This is a genomic window from Ferrovibrio terrae, assembly GCF_943371255.1.
GTDB classification, from domain to species: Bacteria; Pseudomonadota; Alphaproteobacteria; order Ferrovibrionales; family Ferrovibrionaceae; genus Ferrovibrio; species Ferrovibrio terrae_B.
In genome coordinates this window covers 1-17,234 of record NZ_CALRUC010000028.1, presented here as the reverse complement: position 1 = coordinate 17,234, position 17,234 = coordinate 1, and the positions used below count along the sequence as shown (strand labels likewise).

The following is a 17,234-nucleotide window of genomic DNA, read 5'->3' as shown; positions in this document are numbered from 1 at the left end:
CATGCTCGACCATATCGACAAGGTTTTTGCCGCCACGCCATCGGCTCGCAGCGATGTCGAGATCTACCAGATGTGGGAGATCTTCAAGGCGGTGAATGCGCGGGTAAAAGCCGGCGGCAAGGTGATCAGCCTGCTGGCCGGCGAACCCACCCTGCCGCCGCCGCAGGCCGCCATCGCCGCCGCCCAGGCCGCGCTCTCCAGCGGCAAGCCGCTGGGTTACACCGAGGCGCTCGGCATCCCGGCGCTGCGCGACGGCATCGCGCAGCTGTACAGGCGCCGCCACGGCCTCGACATTCCCACATCGCGTGTCGCCGTCACTGTCGGCACCTCGGCGGGGCTGATGCTGGCCTTCCTCGCCGCGTTTTCCGCCGGCGATACGGTGGCCGTGGTCGAGCCCAGCTATCCCGCCTATCGCGGCACGCTGAAAGCCATCGACCTGATCCCCTATCGCCTGACCACCGATGCCTCGACAGGCTATCGCGTGACGGCGGAGATGATCGCGGCCCTGCCTGCGCATGTGAAAGGCGTGGTGGTGGCGAGCCCGGCCAACCCCACCGGCACCATGCTGTCCGGCGCCGAGCTGCGCGCGATCTATGCCACCTGCCGCCAGCGCGGCCTGTGGCTGATCGTCGATGAACTCTATCATGGCGTCACCTACGACCAGCCGGCCGAAACCGTGCTCGCCGCCGGCGACGATGCCATCGTCATCAACGGCTTCTCGAAATACTGGGGCATGACCGGCTGGCGGCTCGGCTGGCTGGTGCTGCCCGAGCGGCTGGTGTCGCGCATCGAGGCGCTGCATGGCAGCCTGCAGATTTCCGCGCCGACGCTGTCGCAGATCGCCGGTGTCGCGGCGCTGGAGGCGGACGCCGAACTGGTGCCGCGCGTTGCCGCCTACAAACGCAACCGCGATGCCCTGCTCGCCATGCTGCCGCGCTGTGGCATCACGCGTTTCGCGCCACCCGATGGCGCCTTCTATCTCTATATCGATATCGGCGATTTCACCGACGACAGCGTCGCCTTCTGCAAGCGCATGCTGGAAGAGACCGGTGTGGTGGCCGCGCCCGGCGTGGATTTCAACACCGCCGACGGCCAACGCTATATCCGGTTTTCCTTCTGCATGGATGCCGCGATCATCGACGCCGCCATCGAACGGCTGGAACCGTGGTTCAGAAGCCTGAACCTCAGAACAGCGGCCGGTTGAAGTAGCTGTCGTAATTGGCCAGGCCCTGCTGGCGCATGCAGGCCGACACGCCGCGATTGTAGTCGCGGTAGTCGTAGATCGGCTCGGCATAGGAGCGGCAGACCTCGCGCGTGCGCTCGATGCAGCGTCTGTCACGCTTGCCGCATGAAACGGTTTCCATGCGGCATTCATTGCGCCAGGTCTCGCCCACCTGGCGGATCAGCCAGCGGTTATTGGCCTGGCAGCTTTCATACTGGTCATAGGCCGCGTAGCACTGTTCGCGGTCCGGCAGCGCGTTGCAGTGATAGGCGGCACAGCCGGGCAGAAACATCGCCAGTGCCAGCAGCACAGCGATACGGAGCAGAGGTTTGCCGGAAAGCATGGTCGTCTCGGGCAGACATCCCTGCTTCAGCCGATCTTGCTGGGGCGGCGCGCCCGCCACGGGACGCGCCGGTTTTTATCGGAAGCCTGCCGAATGCAATGCTGTTGCCGAGCCGTGGCGGAATTGCGGCAGAGTTGCGCCCGGATTTAGTCGAGCTGCAGGATCTGCCATTTCAGATAGGCGCTTTCCGGCAGATGCGGATGCACCGGATGGTCCGGGCCGGCACCGCCGGAATACAGGATGCGGCCGCTGCGGCCGGCCAGGCTGAGGCCGATCGCCGCTTCCTTGGCAAAGAGTTCACCCGGCAGCAGATGGGCGCAGCAGGCGACGAACCAGATGCCGCCGGGTCTGACCAGCGGCGCCGCCAGCCGGGCCAGCTTGCGATAGGCCTTGGCGCCGGGGCCGAGATCCTTGCGGCTTTTGACGAAGTTCGGTGGATCGGTGACGACGATGCCGAAGTTGGCCTTCTCGGCCTGCAACTGCTCCAGCGCCGGGAAGGCCTCTGCCTTCTCGAAACGGGCGATGCGGCCGAGATTGTTGTCCTTGGCGGCCTGCACCGCCTGGCCGATGGCGAGTTCCGAACGGTCGATGCCACGCACGCTCTTGGCACCCGCCTTGGCGGCGGTCAGCGCGAAGGCGCCGGAGTTGCAGTAGACATCCAGCATCTCCTCGCCCTTGGCCAGCCCGGCGATGATCGCGCGCGCGCCGGCGAGGTCGAAATACCAGCCGGTCTTCTGGCCTTCGAGCAGATCGAGTGCGATGCGCACACCGCCCTCCTCCACCACGGCCGGCGCATCATCCAGGCTGCCGGCGGCAAGCCAGATCTCGGGCTGCAGGCCTTCCAGCGCGCGCACCGGCGAGTCGTTACGCAGCACCACGGCGCGCGGCTTCAGCACATCGTTCAGCGCCTCCAGCAGCACCGGCAGCAGGGTTTCGGCGCCGGCCGTATTGGCCTGCACGCAGAGCACATCGCCATAGCGGTCGATGATGAAGCCCGGCATACCGTCGGCTTCGGCATGCACCAGCCGGTAATACGGACGATCGAAGCAGCGATCGCGCAAGGCGAGCGCCGCACGCAACCGCGCAGCGAGGAAACCGGCATCTACCGCGGTTGCAGTTGTGCTCCACAGCCGTGCGGCAATCAGCGAATGGGCATTGAAACTGGCGGTTCCCAGCGAATCGCCCTGCGCGTCGACGAGTCGCACAAGGCTGCCGGGTGCAACCGCCTTGGCTTCGGCATCCAGTGCAATCTCATTGGAATACACCCACGGATGCCCACCCCTAACACGGCGGTCTTCACGCGGTTTCACGCGCAGAACGGGCAACGCATTGAAAGTCATGGACAAATCCTCGGGACATCGGTATCAGCGCGGGACGGCCATCGCGCCGCACAAAAAAGAAAGCGAACCTTAGTCGATGTTCACCCTGCACGACCAGTTGCGCCGCGACACTTTCGCCGTCTGTCGCATGAAGCTTTGCCTGGTCCAGTTGATGAACGACAGCCAGTATCCCTGGCTCATCCTGGTTCCGGCCGTCGAGAACATCACCGAGATCGTCGAGCTGAGCGAAAAGCACCGCAAGCAGCTGATCAACGAGATCGCCCAGGCCCAGCGCGTGCTGCAGCATGTGTTCCAGCCCTTCAAGCTGAATGTCGGCGCGCTCGGCAATGTGGTGCCGCAGCTGCATGTGCATGTGATTGCGCGCTTCCAGGAGGATGGTGCCTGGCCCGGCCCGATCTGGGGTAAGCTGCCGCCCAAGCCCTATGACGATGCGACGATGCGCGCCACCGTGGCCAAACTGCAGAACGCCTTCATCACGCGCGTCTGAGCGCGTATATTGCCGGTATGACCTCCGAATCGATTGAAACCATCGGCCTGGTCGCCGGTGCCCTGACCACGCTGGCCTATGTGCCGCAGGTGGTGAAGGTATGGCGCAGCCGGTCGGCCCGCGACATCTCGCTCGGCATGTTCCTGCTGATGAATGTCGGCATCGCGCTGTGGCTGGTCTATGGCCTGCTGATCGGCTCGCCCGGCCTGATCGCCGCCAATATCGTCACCCTCGGCCTCACTGCCGCCGTGCTGGTCGCCAAGCTGAAATTCGACCGGCCGGGCAAGATACCTGCGGCCGAAACCACCGGCTCGACGGGCCCCTGAGCCCGGCGTATAACCGACGGCATGCCCGGTCCTGCTCTACGCCGTCGTGATTTCCTGCTGGGGTCTGCTTTGGCCGGTGCCAGCTTCGCTGCGGCGCCCTGGCTGGCGCCGCCTGCCGCGGGGAAAGACAGCGGGGGCTTTTTCCGCATCCTCACCGGCTCGGCCCATACCACGACATTCCCGGTCGGCGTGACGGTGGCGTCTGCCATCTCCAATCCGCCCGGCAGCCGGCCCTGCGAAAAAGGCGGCAGCTGCGGCGTGCCGGGCCTGATCGCCGTGGCCCTGACCAGCCAGGGCTCGGTCGCCAACCTGGCCGCCATCGGCAACGAAAGCATCGAATCCGGCTTTGCCCAGGCCGATCTGGTCTACAGCGCCTTCCAGGGTGAAGGCATTTATTTCCGCCGCGCCAAGCAGGCCAACCTGCGTGTGCTGGCCAACCTGTATCCCGAGACCGTGCATCTGGTGGTACGGCGCAACAGCAACATCACCGATATTCGCGAACTGGCCGGCAAACGCGTCTCGATCGACCGCACCGGCTCGGGCACGCGCTTCAATGCCGAGATCATCCTCGCCGCCTACGGCCTGCGGATGAACCAGATTCGCGTGCTGGAGGTCGATCCCGGCGAGGCCTCCGAGCTGATGGTGAAAGACCAGCTCGATGCCTTCTTCCTGATTTCCGGCCAGCCGGCGCCGACCGTGGGCGACCTGACCGACCGCGAGATCGCCCGCGTGGTGCCGCTGTCGGGCCGCCAGATCGAAGGCGCGCTGCGCCGGCACCAGTTTTTCACCCGCGACTTCATCCCGGCCAATACCTATCGCGATGTGCCGGAGACCGAGACGCTCAGCATCGGCATGCAGTGGATCGGCCCGGAAAGCCTGGACCCCGATCTGGTCTACGAGCTGCTGCGCGCCCTGTGGCATCCGCGCAATCGCAAGATTCTCGATGCCGGCCCGGCGATGGCGCAGCGCATCCGTCTCGGCACCGCCCTGCTCGGCGTCAGCGTACCGCTGCATGTCGGCGCCGAACGCTTCTATCGCGAGATGAAGCTGATTACGTGAAAAAGGCTCGCCGGTCTCAATTCTCCGGCAGCGGCGCTTCCCTGGCCGAAGCCGCACACCACTCCTGCATCGCCGGCAGGGCATAGATCGCATTGACATAGGCTTCCGACACCGGGTCCAGCGCCACGCCATAGCTGCGCAGCCGCGTCGCCACCGGGGCATACATCGCATCGGCAAGGCTGAAGGCGCCGAACAGGAAATCGCCATGCTTGCCAAAACGGCCACGGCAGTCCTGCCAGATCTGCTGCACGCGGGCGATATCCAGCCGCGCCTCCTCGCTGGGCGTCACGCCCTGCTGGGCGGCGGGGCTCAGCTTGGCGATGTCCATCGGCAACTCGCGGCGCAACGGCATGAAGCCGGCATGCATCTCGCTCATCACGCTGCGCGCCACGGCGCGCGCGCGCGCATCCGCGGGCAGCAGCTTCGCGTCGGGCCAGGTCTCGGCGATGTAGTCGCAGATCGCCAGGCTTTCCCAGACTGTCAGGTCGCCGTGCTTGAGCACGGGCAGCTTGCCGGCCGCCGACTGCAGCAGGATTTCGGCCTTGGTTTCCGGCCGGCGCAGCACGATCAGTTTTTCCTGGAAGGGCCGGCCGGTCGCCTTCAGCGCCAGCCAGGGGCGCAGGCTCCAGCTCGAATAATTCTTGTTGCCGATGACCAGAACAAGATCAGAGTTGGGGGTGAGATCGCTCACGATAGGCTCTCCGTATTTCCCGAATTGGGCAGGCACCTTATAGACGAGGGATCGCCCGCCGCCCATATTCATATTGAACCATTGCAATGCCGAGGTTAGCCGTGCCTGTCACCCTGATTGCCAAATCCGCCGCCGCCATTCCCGTCGAGACGCTGACCGCCAAGGCCTGGGCCACGCGGGCACCCCGGGAAAAGGGCATGGTCGCCGGGCTGGCCGAGGCGCAGGGCTTCAAGGCCAAACCCGGCCAGGTGCTGGTGCTGCCCGATACCAGAACCGGCAAACCCGCCCGCGTGCTGGCCGGCATCGGTGAAACTCCCGACCTGTGGTCTTTTGCCGCCATCGCCGGCGCATTGCCGGCCGGCGACTACAAACTGACGGATGCGAAGGCCGGCGATGCCGCGGCCCTGGGCTGGGCGCTGAATGCCTATCGCTTCGACCGCTACAAGAAGATCGAAAAGAAAATCGTGCGCCTGGTCTGGCCGGCCAAAGCGAATATGCAGCGCGTGACGGCCATACACGATGGCATCGTGCTGGCGCGCGACCTGATCAACACGCCAGCCGCCGATATGGGTCCGGCGGAGCTGGCCGAGGCCGCGCGCGGCGTGGCGCTGGTGGGCGGCGCGGAGTTCAGCACGATCATCGGCGACGAGTTGCTGGAGCAGAACTACCCGATGGTGCATGCCGTGGGCCGCGCCAGTGCGCGCCTGCCGCGCCTGATCGACCTGCGCTGGGGCAACCCGAAGCACCCGAAGCTCACCCTGGTCGGCAAGGGCGTATGTTTCGATACCGGCGGCCTCGACCTGAAGCCTTCGGCCGGTATGTTGCATATGAAAAAGGATATGGGCGGTGCTGCCGTGATGCTGGGCCTGGCCGCTGCCATCATGGCAATGAAGCTGCCGGTGCGTTTGCGCCTGCTGATCTCTGCCGTCGAGAACAGCGTTTCGGGCAATGCCTTCCGCCCCGGCGACATCCTGACCAGCCGCAAGGGACTGACCGTGGAGATCGGCAACACCGATGCCGAAGGCCGGCTGGTACTGGGCGATGCCCTGGCCGAGGCCGATAGCGAGAAACCCGACTGGCTGATCGATGCCGCCACGCTCACCGGCGCGGCGCGTGTCGCGGTCGGCCCCGATCTGCCGGCACTCTATGCCACCGAGGATGCGATGGCGCAGGCCCTGCTCGATGCCGGCCTGAATGCGGCCGACCCGCTGTGGCGCATGCCGCTGCATGCCGGCTATCGCGAGTATATCGAAGGCAAGGTGGCCGATATCACCAACTCGGCCGATGTGCCGTTTGCCGGCTCGATCACCGCCGCGCTGTTCCTCAAGGAATTCGTCACCAAGACGAAGTCCTACGCCCATCTCGACATGTTTGCGTGGAATCCGCGACCGCGTCCCGGCCGCCCGCTCGGCGCCGAGGCCACTGGCCTGCGCGCGCTCTATGCCGCCATTGAAAAGCGGTATGGCAGGCGGTGACCGTCAGGTCTTGGAGATGTAGCGGTAGTCTTCGATGATGACCTTGCCATCGACAATCTTCAGCACATAGCCGAACACGGCGGTGTAATTCGACCAGATCGGAGTGCTGGCATTGGCGTGACGACCGAAACGCGCGGGCTCGCCACCACGGCCGGTGGCGCTGATGAAGATAACGGCACCGGCTGCCGGTGCCGCGACAGCCTTTGCGGTTGCGTCGGGTGCCAAAAATCCATGCCGGTCACAATCCGATCACAGGGGTCACAGCCTTGTCGGCGGCGGCACGCCGCTCCGCAGGTTAGTCTCCATCCATGCAGTCGTGACGCGTCGCAATCACATAAGAAAAGGAGACAATCATGGCTTTCCCCGGTGTTGCCTTCTTCATTGTATTGGCCGTCATCCAGTTCTTCATTGTCGCCGACGGTATGGTGACCTGGTTTCATATCGATTGGCTGGTGGCCGCCAATCTCGCGGCCATGCTGAGCGGCCTGCCATTGCTGATCGTTTTCATGCTCGCCCGCGAACGGCGGCTGCGTGAAAACCGCATCCAGCACCGGCTGCGCTGAGTCGCAGCCTCCATCGTTTCAGCCCGAGCCCAGTCAGGTGCGGCGTCATCGCACCGGCCGGGCTTTGGTTTTCCGGACGGGTGCTTTTGCCGCTTTTTTGCTGCTGTTTTTCGGGGTGATGGTTTTCTTCGCCACTGCCTTCTTTGGCGATGTCTTCTTTGGCGCTACTTTCTTTGGCGCAGTCTTCTTGGCTGACGGTTTGGCGGTGCGGCGCACGGCGGCCAGCGCGTCGCGCATCCAGTCGCGCAGATCGTCGGCATCCAGCAGCACATCCTCGGGCAATTCATACCAGCGCGGCACCACGCGGGTTTCACTCTTGCGCGCATAGGTGAAGGGCCCCATGCCGGCGGCCTCGAAACGCGGCCGGCTCTGGTCGTCGACCACGAAGAACAGCGTGCCGCGCAGGATCACCGCGAACATCTCGCCATCGATGCGAAAGCCATGGCCACCAAACAGCCGCTCGTTCTGCACCGGCCCCATGCCGGTGGCCGCCATGCAATCCTGCACATACGCGACGAAATCGCCGTCCCGCGCCAAGGCCCCCTCCTTGAAATCGGATAATTGTTCACTATATGTTCTATATCAGGTCACAGCAAGATGCAAGTGGTTTTTTAGGTCGGAAAGCTGGTTTTAGCGCCGGTTAAGCAGGAATAAGCGCGAATAAGAGTCGAATAAGACGAAATAAGAGTCGAATAAGACGGAATTAAAAAGGATCGCGTGGCCGCGCTCAGGCCCGCGCCGTGCGGCGCGACAGTTTATGGCTGTACATCATCTGGTCGGCGGCGGCCAAGGCCGCGCCCGGGTCTTCGCCGGGCTTGAGCGGATAGACGCCATAGGCGGCATCCAGCGGCAGCGACTTGCCTTCCCAGTGCAGCGGCCGGCGGCGGATCGCCTCGGCCAGATGCTCAGCCTTCTCCCGGCCCTGCTGCGCATCGGTCTCGCTCAGGATGACGCCGTATTCGTCGCCGCCGAGCCGGGCGGTCACGTCGAATTCGCGGGTGTTGTCGAGCAGGATCTGGCCGACCTGGATCAGGGCCGCGTCGCCGGCACCATGGCCATGCTTGTCGTTGATCTCTTTCAGGCCGTTGAGATCGAAATAGATTAGGCAGGACGGCCGGCCGTAGCGTTCGACATGGGCCATGGCGCGCGACAGTTCGCGCACGAAGGCGCGCCGGTTATACAGCGGAGTCAGGGTGTCGCGATCGGCCAGGCGTTCGAGTTCGGCCAGCCGATGCCGCGTGCGTCCCAGCTCGCCGCGCAGCTGGTCCACCTCGCCCATCAGGCGCACGATCGCATCGCGCACGCGCGGCGTCAGTTCGGGTTCGGGAATCCCCATCACGGTGGCGGTGGCGGCAGGATTGACGGCCCCTGTGCTGGCGGGCGCAGCAGCCGGACCGGAGGGGCCGGCGACAGGGCGCGCGCTGCCACCCGACCCGATAGGAGTCGTGGTACCCAGCCCGACCGGTCGACGGTCCTCGATCTTCACTATGCCTCGCTTTCCAGGCATTGCCGTCTGTGGCGGCAGTCTGCGTTACTCATGCCGCACCAAGCGTTAACAAAGCATGGATCGCGCGGCCTTGCCACAGCAGGAACCGGCCCCGCTTTCCCGGCATTCGGCCCGATCCCGAGGTCCGGCTTTACACCCTGACCCCGCTCCCTATAATCCGCCGCTTTCCGCCGCAGGAGTAACTCATGGCGCCGCGTAAAGGTTCGCCAGCCAAGGCCCGCACTGGCAAAGCCCCCCAGGGGAAGTCCCCCGCAGGGAAGCCTGTGGTCGGCATCATCATGGGCAGCCAGTCCGACTGGGCCACCATGGAGCATGCCGCCACCGTGCTGGCCGCGCTGAAGGTGCCGGCCGAGCATTGCATCGTCTCGGCCCATCGCACGCCGCAGCGGCTCTATGACTATGCCCACAGCGCGGATCAGCGCGGCATCCAGGTGATCATCGCCGGCGCCGGCGGCGCCGCCCATCTGCCCGGTATGGCCGCGGCCATGACGCATCTGCCGGTGCTCGGCGTGCCGGTGGAGAGCAAGGCGCTGAAGGGGCTGGATTCGCTGCTGTCGATCCAGCAGATGCCGGGCGGCATTCCGGTCGGCGCGCTGGCGGTCGGCAAGGCCGGCGCCATCAATGCCGGACTCCTGGCTGCCGCGATCCTGGCGTTGAACGATCCGGCGCTGTCCAAGCGCCTGCAGGCCTGGCGCGCCAAGCAGACCAAGGCCATCAAGCTCAAGCCGAGCCGCGGCAAGTAATGGCCGCCCTTCCGCCCGGCAGCATGATCGGCATTCTGGGCGGCGGCCAGCTGGGCCGCATGCTGGCGATTGCAGCAGCGCGGCTGGGCTATCACTGCCATATCTTCGCGCCGGAAGCCGATCCGCCGGCGGCCGAGGTGGCCGCGAAAATCACCCGCGCCGATTACACCGATGCTGCCGCGATGGCCAAATTCGCCAGCAGCTGCGCCGCGGTGACCTACGAATTCGAGAATATTCCCTTCGATCCGGTGGCGGCAATCGCCAAGCTGGTGCCAGTGCGTCCGGGCACGGAAGCGCTGCGCATCAGCCAGGATCGGCTGTTTGAGAAAGACTTCTGCAACAGCCGCGGCATCGGTACCGCGCCCTATCGCCCGGTTGCCAATCCGGCCGATCTGTGCGGCGCGGTCACGCCACTTGGCTTGCCGCTGGTGCTCAAGACCCGCCGCATGGGCTATGACGGCAAGGGCCAGGTCAAGATCGCCAGCACCGAGGATACCGCGCCGGCCTTTGCGGCACTGAAATCCGATGCGCTGATCGCCGAGGGCTTCATCAGTTTCAAGCGCGAACTGTCGGTGGTGCTGGCGCGCGGCAGCGACGGCCACATCGTGTCCTGGGGCCCGGTGGAGAATATCCATCGCAACCACATCCTGTGGCGCACCTATGCGCCGGCGCGGATCGAACCGGTGCTGGCCGCCGAGGCCGAAAGGATCGCCGCCAGCCTGGCCGAGGGCCTGGACTATGTCGGCGTCATGGCGGTCGAGCTGTTCGACTGCGGCGACCGGATCCTGGTCAACGAGATGGCACCCCGCGTCCACAATTCCGGCCACTGGACGCTTGATGCCGCCGTGACCTCGCAATTCGAGCAGCATATCCGGGCGATCTGCGGCCTGCCGCTGGGCAGCGGTGAGCGGCTCTGCGACGCGGTTATGGAAAATCTGATCGGCGACGAGGTGAATGCCTGGCCCGCCCTGCTGGCCGAGCCCGGCACCAAGCTGCATCTCTATGGCAAGGCGGAAGCCCGGCCCGGCCGCAAGATGGGCCATGTGAACCGGCTCTATCCCACCGGTAGTGCCCCACAACCATAAGCCACAATAATGCTGTTACGTTCCGCTTGCGGTCGGACGATCAATCACTATATTATTGGTTAATATTCATTAACCATACTGTCGAGAACGACGGTATTGCCGTTTCCTGGGCCCAGAAGCGCTCAAAGGTTCGGTGAGATGCGATCATGGCGATCGAGGATGTCAGTGCAGGCTTAGCCGGCGTTGCGAGGGTTCCGCAGCGGTCGGCGAAGAGTGCCCTGATCAGCAACACGGACAATCCTGCTGTGCAGCAATATGCCCAGGTGAGTCACTTTACCTCGTATCTGGCCGATGCACCGCCGCCGGTAGCGGAAAACCCGCCCGAGAAGCAGCCCGAGCCGCAGACACTCGAGCCGCAGACCACCGCCCAGGCCTTCGAAAGCTACTTCGGTACGCCCTCGAGCAGTGCCAGCAGCAGTTCAAGCTCGGCTCTGACCGAGCCGCCGCCATCGGTGCTGAATTATACTGCCAAGGGCACGACCAATCTGCTGCAGAAGCCGAGCCAGGCCGGCCAGTTCCTCAGCCTCTCGGTCTGAACCACCAAAATCCTGTTTGTTGAGCCCTTAAACCCGCCGCAGGTTGCGGAACGGGTTCGGCAGCTTTTCGGCCAGCTTGCCGAGCTGGCCCTTGGCCTGCTGGATGCGCATCACATCGGCCAGCCGGCGATCGAGAAACGCTGCAGTGCCGGCAAAGCCTTCTGACTTGTCATCCAGCCAGTGCAGCAGGGTTGCGGCATAAACGCCAGCCAGCAGCATGCGCTTGCTGTAGAAATTGAAGTCCGTGGCGGTATCGCCGGCGGCATACCAGATCGCATCCACCGTACGGTACACTTGGCGCAACATACGCGGGGCATGTTGCGGCAGGGCTTCCAGCGCCAGGGCGCGGCGCACCGCCTCGCGATGCGGCGCCACGATCTCCAGCCGCGTCAGCACTGCCAGTTTCACCCGGTCACGCACCTTCATCGCCGCAAGATCATGGCTTTCCAGCGCCCGCAGCATGGCGGTGTCGGTTTCCGTCACCCAGAAGTCCAGCGCCGCGGCAGCGCCGCCGGGGAAGGCCCGGCTCGCCATGCCCGCGTCGAAGCCGCAATCCTGTGTCGCCTGTGCCAGGGTCTTGCCGCTCCAGCCATCGAAGGGCACGTGCGGCAGCATCGCTGCCAGCAGGGCCCGTTTTTCAGTCAGAAGATGCTCGTCGCTCATTCTTCAGCCTCCTGCGGGCGCAAGCTCGCCCGGTGCCGCAGCTCGCTTTCAAAGACCAGATCGCGCAGGTCGGTCATGCGCTGGGGATACAGGATGCCGTCGAGATGATCCAGCTCATGCTGGACCACCCGGGCATGCCAGCCGCCCACCTCGCGTTGAAGCGGCGTGCCATCGGGCAGCGTGCCCTCATAGCGGATACGGGTATAGCGCGGCACCAGGCCGCGCATGCCCGGCACCGACAGGCAGCCCTCCCAGGCCGTATCCTGCTCGGGTCCCAGCGCTTCCCAGCGTGGATTGACCAGGGTAACCAGCTCGCGCTCGCCATCGCCTTCATCCGGGGTCAGGAACACCGCCACCCGCAGCGGCACATGCACCTGAGGCGCGGCCAGGCCCTGGCCCGGCGCATCGATCATGGTATCGACCATATCGGCGATCAGCTGTCGGATTTCCGGCGCGGTCGGGTCCGTTACCGAGTCGGCCGGCCGGGCCAGGACCGGGTGGCCCATCTTTGCGATCTTGAGAATTGCCATGCCCGGAAGCCTAGGCCAGAGTACCGGCGCCGCCAAGCCGCCAGATCGCCTATTTCCACCAATGACTTAAGACCAGGCGAATAATGCTCCCGGATATCGACAAAGTCGCTTCACAAAGCCGGGACAGCGTGTTAGAACCCGCCACTTGCCGGAGCCTAGCTCCGCAAACGGAATTCTATTGACCCGAAAGGATGGACCCCTCGTGCAGGTCTTGGTTCGCGATAACAACGTTGATCAGGCGCTCAAGGCGCTGAAGAAGAAGATGCAGCGTGAAGGTATTTTCCGCGAGATGAAGCTGCGCGGTCATTACGAGAAGCCGTCGGAGCGCCGCGCCCGCGAGAAGGCTGAAGCCATCCGCCGCGCCCGCAAGCTGGCCCGCAAGCGCGCCCAGCGCGAAGGTTCGATGTAATCGGACTGCGCGTCATTCGCGTTCTGAACGAAGCCGCCGAAAGGCGGCTTTTTTCATGCCCGAAGGCATTCCAGGATCACATAGCGGCGATACGCATGCTTTCCGCCATTTTTTTCCTGCGCGGTACGGTTTAGCTTAAGACAACGATTCACAAGCAAGGAGCTCGGCGGCGTGCACCAGAATGTGCAGCTCCTGCAGGGTCTCGACCACCTCGATCAAGGCATCAGCATCTTTGACAAAGAGCTGAAGCTGATCGTCTGCAATCGCCGTTATCTCGAGCTGCTCGAATTTCCCGCCAGCTTCGGTGAAGCCGGTACGCCGGTGGACACCTTCTACCGCTACAATGCCATGCGCGGCGAATACGGGCCCGGCGACGTGGAAACCCAGGTGCGCGAACGCATCGAACTGGCGGCAAAATTCCAGCACCACCATTTTGAGCGCGTGCGGCCCAATGGCACGGTTCTGGAAATCCGCGGCAATCCCCTGCCCAACGGTGGCTGGGTCACCGTCTACAGCGACATCACCGAGCGGCGACGTCATGAACAGGACCGCAGGGTCGAACTGCATGACAAGAACCGCATGCTCGATGTGGTGCTGGATACGATCAGCCACGGCATCACACTGTTCGATACCGACCTGAAGCTGCTGATGTGCAATCAGCGCTTCCTGCAGATGCTGGATTATCCAGCCGAGCTAGGCCGGCCCGGCACGCCGTTTGAACGCTTCGTGCGCTGGAATGCGGAGCATGGCGAATATGGCCCGGGCGATGTGGAGACCATGATCGCGGAACGCGTGGCGCTGGCGCGGCAGTTCAATGCCCATCGCATCCAGCGTCGCCGCCCCAATGGCCGCGTCATCGAAGTGATCGGCACGCCGATCCCCGATGTCGGCTTCGTCACCTCCTATTCCGACATCACCGAGCTGCGCCGCGTGCAGGACCAGCTGCGCGAACTGGCTGATACGCTGGAAGCGCGCGTCGACGAGCGCACGGTGGCGCTGACCAAATACATCGCCGAGCGCGAGGCCACCGAGCGCGAGCTGCTGCACGCCAAGGAAATGGCGGAAGTGGCCAACCGGTCGAAGAGTGCCTTCCTCGCCAATATGAGCCATGAATTCCGCACGCCGCTGAATGCCATCATCGGCTTCTCGGAATCGCTGCTGGCCGGTTATTTCGGTTCCATGCCGGCAAAGCAGCTGGAATATGTGGACGACATCCGCAAATCTGGCGAACACCTGCTGCAACTGATCAACGATGTGCTGGATCTGGCCAAGGTGGAAGCCGGGCGCATGGAGCCGCATATCGAATCGCTCAATCCCCATGCCGTTATCGTCGACAGCCTGGAGATGATGCAGATGCAAGCCGACCGTGCCGGCGTGCAACTGAGCGCCGATGTGCCCGACGGCCTGCCCCAGCTGCAGGCCGATGAACGCATGCTGCGGCAGATGCTGCTCAACCTGCTGAGCAATGCCGTGAAATTCACCCCGCGCGGCGGCCGTGCCTGGGTGGCGGCCACGCTGACCGACCGGATTCTGAAAATCGCCGTGCATGACACCGGCGTCGGCATGACGGCGCAGGATATCCCCAAGGCGCTGGCCCCTTTCGGCCAGGTGCGCGGCGTGCTGAGCCGCGAGCATCAGGGCACGGGCCTGGGCCTGCCGCTGGTGAAATCGCTGGCCGAACTGCATGGCGGCACGCTGGATCTGGAGTCGCAGCCCGGCAAGGGCACGGTGGCGACGATCAGCCTGCCGCTGCGCAACCCCGCGGCAAAAATCCTGCACGCCTGAGTATCAGCGACAGATGCTGGCGGCCTGGTGGCGCAGGGCTTCATAACGCTGCGCCGTATCATCGGGCACGCTGAGCGATTCAAGAAATGCCAGCAGATCGCCGGTTTCAGCGTCGCTGAGCCGCAGCGGCTTCAGGATGGCCTCGCCATCGGCATGCAGGCGATCCTCGTCGAGATCGGAATAATGCCCGATCACATGGCGCAGGTCGGGCTTGCTGCCGTCATGCATGTAGGGCGCGGTGGCCATCAGACCGCGCAGGCTGGGCACCTTGAATTCTCCCCAGTTGCGATGCAACTGCACGACATGGCGTACCGGAATGGCGGCAGCGCCGGCCGGATCGTCGTTATGGCGCCCGAGCAGATTGAAGGGGCTGGCCAGCACCTGCGTGATGCCGCCATGGCGACCGGGATCGACGCGACGGGGTTGGCCGGGATCGCTGACGAAGAATGGCAGCCCGGTATCATGGAATTCGCCGTTGCTGAAATTCGCACCCGTGTGGCAGGTGGCGCATTGGCCGCGCCCGATGAACAGCGCCAGACCACGTTGCGCGCTGGCCGGATAGCGTGCCATGGCGGCACGGTCACTGGCCGCCAGCGCATCGCGGTAGTCATCAAATGGCGTGCGTGGCGAGATCAGGGTTTCCTGAAACGCCGCCAGCGCCTTGGCAGCCAGCACCAGCAAGCCTTCGTCATCCAGCGTCGCCGCGGCCGGATCGACCCGACGCACCAGACAGGCCAGCGGGCGATCCTCGCGCAGCAGCCGCGCGGTCGCCGCCACCGAGCCGCCCATCTCGGTTGCAGCCAGAATGGGGCGGATCGCAGCGGCCCATAAACTGTCATTGGCGCCATCCCAGCCAAACCAGCGCTGCAGCCGGGCATTCAAGAGACCCGGCGTGTTGCGGTCGAGCCGGTGCAGGCCTTCGCTGCGCGCCTTCGGCTCGCTCCAGCCATGCTGCGGCTGGTGGCAGGACTGGCAACTGATGCCGCCATTGGCCGACAGCCGCGGTTCGCCGAACAGCACGGCACCGAGGCGGATCGCTTCAGGCTTTCCAGACAGGCGATTGCTGGGGTCCGGTGCGGCCGCCGGTGGCCAGGGACCATGGCTGAGGGTACGACTGATTTGCGCCGATACATCGGTATCTGCCCATGCCCCACTGCTGAGCGTCAGCAACAGGGTGAATACCAGCAAGAGCCTCATCGCGCGTTGAAACGGAAACTCAACCGCTCGCGCTGCGGCGGACCGGCGAAGTCGAACACGAATTCCCATTCACCGGGCATATGCAGCAACAGGCCTTCGGCGCGGTAATGCCCCCAGTCGATCTTGGTGAGCGTCGGCTTGTAGTTCATGCCGTGGCGATGGGCCGGCATCCAGGCATCGACCGCACTGAGCCGCGGCAGTTCGGCCATGCGGGCATTGCACAGCCTGATATCGAGTGCAAAAGGTGCGTTGAGCGGAACCGGCGTCGGCATGGCGAGCACCACCAGGCGGAACTGCGCCCCCTCCACCACCCGCGCCTGCGCGGGCACTTCGCCGCAGGCCCAGGCCGGATTGCAGGCCAGCAGCAGCGCCAGAACCAGGGCAAACAGACGCATGGCAGGTCTCAGCGGTCGGCCTTGAAGCCGGTGCGGCCAAACAGCGCTTCGGCATTGCGCCAGGCGATGCGCTCGGCCAGCGGTGCCGGCAGATCGGCCAGCCAGGCGCGCGACCACTTGGCATGCTCTTCGATATAGTGCCAGCGTTCCGGCGTGAAGGTATCGGTGCCGACCATGAAGCGGTCGGGGAATTCCTCAAACAGCGCCCGCCAGGCCGGATCGACCTTGCCATTCGAGGCATGGTCATTGCGGAAGGCCAGATCAGCCCACAGCGCCGGGTAACGCTTCAGCAGCTCGCGCACGCCATCGGGCCGGTCGAAACCGGAATGGGCCCAGAGGATGAGTGCCTGCGGATCCTGGCGGAACAGGCGCTCGACAGCATCGGCATCGCTATGGGCATGCAGGAACAGCTTGTGCTGCTTGGCGAGTTGCACCATGCGACGCGGCACCGGCAGGTCTGCATCGGCGCCGTAGAGATGGAATTCGCCGATCCCGACATAGCGATACTGCGCCAGCCGGGCTTCCATATGGGTGATGATGCTGTCATCGCGGAACCAGCTGCTGATCTCGCCGCGGCGGCGGTAAGGCCGCAGCTCGGGCACGATGAGATCGGGCGCCGCCTGGTAAAGCCGCTGGGTGCCCTCGTCGCTGGAACTGGAGACCAGCACCTTGCGCAGGTTGGCCTTGCGCAGGATAGCGATGGCCTCCGCCGTGGGCAGGTTGTCCCAGGCATCATGGCTGTAATGCACATGGGCATCGATCAGCGGCAGCATGGCGGGCTGGGCCATGGCAGGCGCCGCCGCCCCGAGCAGAATTGCGAATATGCCGTATCGAATCATGGTCAGCTCCGTTTACGCGGAGTTTACGTCAGAAATCCG

The 17,234-nt window shown here is 64.6% G+C and carries 22 protein-coding genes; 11 read left to right on the top strand and 11 right to left on the bottom strand.

Annotated elements, in window-relative coordinates; all coding sequences use genetic code 11:
- Position 1 precedes the first annotated feature (1 nt).
- Positions 2-1,204, top strand: coding sequence for an aminotransferase class I/II-fold pyridoxal phosphate-dependent enzyme (locus AAG799_RS08445; protein ID WP_341895379.1), 1,203 nt, complete (start codon positions 2-4; stop codon positions 1,202-1,204).
- Here AAG799_RS08445 and AAG799_RS08440 read toward each other — a convergent pair.
- On the bottom strand, positions 1,185-1,565 hold the full coding sequence (locus AAG799_RS08440; RefSeq protein WP_341895378.1) for a hypothetical protein: 381 nt from the start codon (positions 1,563-1,565) through the stop codon (positions 1,185-1,187). The genes AAG799_RS08445 and AAG799_RS08440 overlap by 20 nt on opposite strands.
- Positions 1,566-1,711: 146 nt before the next feature.
- Complete coding sequence (locus AAG799_RS08435) at positions 1,712-2,905, bottom strand: class I SAM-dependent rRNA methyltransferase (RefSeq protein WP_341895377.1); 1,194 nt, start codon at positions 2,903-2,905, stop codon at positions 1,712-1,714.
- Positions 2,906-2,981: 76 nt separating this feature from the next.
- Here AAG799_RS08435 and AAG799_RS08430 point away from each other — a divergent pair, with 76 nt between their 5' ends.
- The 3 genes from AAG799_RS08430 to AAG799_RS08420 are packed head-to-tail and all read left to right on the top strand — an operon-like array spanning position 2,982 to position 4,777.
- On the top strand, positions 2,982-3,392 hold the full coding sequence (locus AAG799_RS08430; RefSeq protein ID WP_341895376.1) for an HIT family protein: 411 nt from the start codon (positions 2,982-2,984) through the stop codon (positions 3,390-3,392).
- 17 nt (positions 3,393-3,409) lie between these two features.
- Positions 3,410-3,718: a SemiSWEET transporter gene (locus AAG799_RS08425; protein ID WP_341895375.1), complete on the top strand. Its 309-nt coding sequence runs from the start codon at positions 3,410-3,412 to the stop codon at positions 3,716-3,718.
- Positions 3,719-3,739: 21 nt separating this feature from the next.
- Positions 3,740-4,777 carry a TAXI family TRAP transporter solute-binding subunit gene (locus AAG799_RS08420; RefSeq protein WP_341895374.1) on the top strand — a complete coding sequence of 346 codons (1,038 nt, stop codon included), beginning with the start codon at positions 3,740-3,742 and terminating at the stop codon, positions 4,775-4,777.
- A gap of 16 nt (positions 4,778-4,793) precedes the next feature.
- Here the strand turns inward: AAG799_RS08420 and AAG799_RS08415 are convergent, their stop codons facing one another.
- Positions 4,794-5,468: a glutathione S-transferase family protein gene (locus AAG799_RS08415; protein ID WP_341895373.1), complete on the bottom strand. Its 675-nt coding sequence runs from the start codon at positions 5,466-5,468 to the stop codon at positions 4,794-4,796.
- Positions 5,469-5,569: 101 nt separating this feature from the next.
- Between AAG799_RS08415 and AAG799_RS08410 the strand changes: the two genes are divergently transcribed.
- A complete protein-coding gene (locus tag AAG799_RS08410) occupies positions 5,570-6,943 on the top strand; it encodes a leucyl aminopeptidase family protein (RefSeq protein ID WP_341895372.1) in 1,374 nt (457 codons plus the stop codon).
- A 3-nt stretch (positions 6,944-6,946) separates the two neighbouring features.
- On the opposite strand, the gene AAG799_RS08405 is transcribed toward AAG799_RS08410, so the two are convergent.
- Positions 6,947-7,168, bottom strand: coding sequence for a hypothetical protein (locus AAG799_RS08405; protein ID WP_341895371.1), 222 nt, complete (start codon positions 7,166-7,168; stop codon positions 6,947-6,949).
- 128 nt (positions 7,169-7,296) lie between these two features.
- Here AAG799_RS08405 and AAG799_RS08400 point away from each other — a divergent pair, with 128 nt between their 5' ends.
- A complete protein-coding gene (locus AAG799_RS08400; protein WP_341895370.1) occupies positions 7,297-7,506 on the top strand; it encodes a hypothetical protein in 210 nt (69 codons plus the stop codon).
- 45 nt (positions 7,507-7,551) lie between these two features.
- Here the strand turns inward: AAG799_RS08400 and AAG799_RS08395 are convergent, their stop codons facing one another.
- On the bottom strand, positions 7,552-8,043 hold the full coding sequence (locus AAG799_RS08395) for a TfoX/Sxy family protein (protein ID WP_341895369.1): 492 nt from the start codon (positions 8,041-8,043) through the stop codon (positions 7,552-7,554).
- A gap of 190 nt (positions 8,044-8,233) precedes the next feature.
- Positions 8,234-8,992, bottom strand: a complete 759-nt coding sequence (locus tag AAG799_RS08390) for a GGDEF domain-containing protein (RefSeq protein ID WP_341895368.1) — start codon at positions 8,990-8,992, stop codon at positions 8,234-8,236.
- Between the two features lie 299 nt (positions 8,993-9,291).
- On the opposite strand from AAG799_RS08390, the gene purE reads away from it, so the two are divergent.
- The 3 genes from purE (at position 9,292) to AAG799_RS08375 (ending at position 11,377) form a co-directional block, all read left to right on the top strand.
- Entirely contained in the window at positions 9,292-9,756 is a 465-nt protein-coding gene (gene purE, locus AAG799_RS08385) for a 5-(carboxyamino)imidazole ribonucleotide mutase (RefSeq protein WP_341895398.1), read from the top strand.
- Positions 9,756-10,841, top strand: a complete 1,086-nt coding sequence (locus AAG799_RS08380) for a 5-(carboxyamino)imidazole ribonucleotide synthase (RefSeq protein ID WP_341895367.1) — start codon at positions 9,756-9,758, stop codon at positions 10,839-10,841. Before purE ends, AAG799_RS08380 begins: the two co-directional genes overlap by 1 nt.
- Before the next feature lie 146 nt (positions 10,842-10,987).
- Complete coding sequence (locus tag AAG799_RS08375) at positions 10,988-11,377, top strand: hypothetical protein (protein WP_341895366.1); 390 nt, start codon at positions 10,988-10,990, stop codon at positions 11,375-11,377.
- Positions 11,378-11,404: 27 nt separating this feature from the next.
- Here AAG799_RS08375 and AAG799_RS08370 read toward each other — a convergent pair whose 3' ends face one another.
- Both AAG799_RS08370 and def read right to left on the bottom strand, forming a co-directional pair.
- Positions 11,405-12,040: a COQ9 family protein gene (locus AAG799_RS08370; protein WP_341895365.1), complete on the bottom strand. Its 636-nt coding sequence runs from the start codon at positions 12,038-12,040 to the stop codon at positions 11,405-11,407.
- Positions 12,037-12,570 (bottom strand): peptide deformylase, encoded by a 534-nt coding sequence (def, locus tag AAG799_RS08365; protein ID WP_341895364.1) that lies wholly within the window; start codon positions 12,568-12,570, stop codon positions 12,037-12,039. Before def ends, AAG799_RS08370 begins: the two co-directional genes overlap by 4 nt.
- Before the next feature lie 202 nt (positions 12,571-12,772).
- Here def and rpsU point away from each other — a divergent pair, with 202 nt between their 5' ends.
- Both rpsU and AAG799_RS08355 read left to right on the top strand, forming a co-directional pair.
- On the top strand, positions 12,773-12,979 hold the full coding sequence (gene rpsU, locus AAG799_RS08360; RefSeq protein ID WP_144069020.1) for a 30S ribosomal protein S21: 207 nt from the start codon (positions 12,773-12,775) through the stop codon (positions 12,977-12,979).
- A gap of 171 nt (positions 12,980-13,150) precedes the next feature.
- Positions 13,151-14,764, top strand: a complete 1,614-nt coding sequence (locus tag AAG799_RS08355) for a PAS-domain containing protein (RefSeq protein ID WP_341895363.1) — start codon at positions 13,151-13,153, stop codon at positions 14,762-14,764.
- 3 nt (positions 14,765-14,767) lie between these two features.
- Here the strand turns inward: AAG799_RS08355 and AAG799_RS08350 are convergent, their stop codons facing one another.
- The 3 genes from AAG799_RS08350 to AAG799_RS08340 are packed head-to-tail and all read right to left on the bottom strand — an operon-like array spanning position 14,768 to position 17,195.
- Positions 14,768-15,952, bottom strand: coding sequence for a cytochrome c peroxidase (locus AAG799_RS08350; protein WP_341895362.1), 1,185 nt, complete (start codon positions 15,950-15,952; stop codon positions 14,768-14,770).
- A 5-nt stretch (positions 15,953-15,957) separates the two neighbouring features.
- Entirely contained in the window at positions 15,958-16,356 is a 399-nt protein-coding gene (locus tag AAG799_RS08345) for a hypothetical protein (RefSeq protein ID WP_341895361.1), read from the bottom strand.
- 8 nt (positions 16,357-16,364) lie between these two features.
- Positions 16,365-17,195 (bottom strand): amidohydrolase family protein, encoded by an 831-nt coding sequence (locus AAG799_RS08340; RefSeq protein ID WP_341895360.1) that lies wholly within the window; start codon positions 17,193-17,195, stop codon positions 16,365-16,367.
- Between the last annotated feature and the right edge of the window lie 39 nt (positions 17,196-17,234).

Excerpts from the sequence above, each read along its gene's own strand:
- AAG799_RS08430 (WP_341895376.1), top strand. The coding sequence starts at position 2,982 with ATGTTCACCCTGCACGACCAGTTGCGCCGCGACACTTTCGCCGTCTGT.
- AAG799_RS08435 (WP_341895377.1), bottom strand. The coding sequence starts at position 2,905 with ATGACTTTCAATGCGTTGCCCGTTCTGCGCGTGAAACCGCGTGAAGAC.
- purE (WP_341895398.1), top strand. The coding sequence starts at position 9,292 with ATGGGCAGCCAGTCCGACTGGGCCACCATGGAGCATGCCGCCACCGTG.
- AAG799_RS08375 (WP_341895366.1), top strand. The coding sequence starts at position 10,988 with ATGGCGATCGAGGATGTCAGTGCAGGCTTAGCCGGCGTTGCGAGGGTT.
- AAG799_RS08440 (WP_341895378.1), bottom strand. The coding sequence starts at position 1,565 with ATGCTTTCCGGCAAACCTCTGCTCCGTATCGCTGTGCTGCTGGCACTG.
- AAG799_RS08340 (WP_341895360.1), bottom strand. The coding sequence starts at position 17,195 with ATGATTCGATACGGCATATTCGCAATTCTGCTCGGGGCGGCGGCGCCT.
- AAG799_RS08400 (WP_341895370.1), top strand. The coding sequence starts at position 7,297 with ATGGCTTTCCCCGGTGTTGCCTTCTTCATTGTATTGGCCGTCATCCAG.
- AAG799_RS08380 (WP_341895367.1), top strand. The coding sequence starts at position 9,756 with ATGGCCGCCCTTCCGCCCGGCAGCATGATCGGCATTCTGGGCGGCGGC.
- AAG799_RS08345 (WP_341895361.1), bottom strand. The coding sequence starts at position 16,356 with ATGCGTCTGTTTGCCCTGGTTCTGGCGCTGCTGCTGGCCTGCAATCCG.
- AAG799_RS08445 (WP_341895379.1), top strand. The coding sequence starts at position 2 with ATGCTCGACCATATCGACAAGGTTTTTGCCGCCACGCCATCGGCTCGC.
- AAG799_RS08370 (WP_341895365.1), bottom strand. The coding sequence starts at position 12,040 with ATGAGCGACGAGCATCTTCTGACTGAAAAACGGGCCCTGCTGGCAGCG.
- AAG799_RS08425 (WP_341895375.1), top strand. The coding sequence starts at position 3,410 with ATGACCTCCGAATCGATTGAAACCATCGGCCTGGTCGCCGGTGCCCTG.
- AAG799_RS08420 (WP_341895374.1), top strand. The coding sequence starts at position 3,740 with ATGCCCGGTCCTGCTCTACGCCGTCGTGATTTCCTGCTGGGGTCTGCT.
- def (WP_341895364.1), bottom strand. The coding sequence starts at position 12,570 with ATGGCAATTCTCAAGATCGCAAAGATGGGCCACCCGGTCCTGGCCCGG.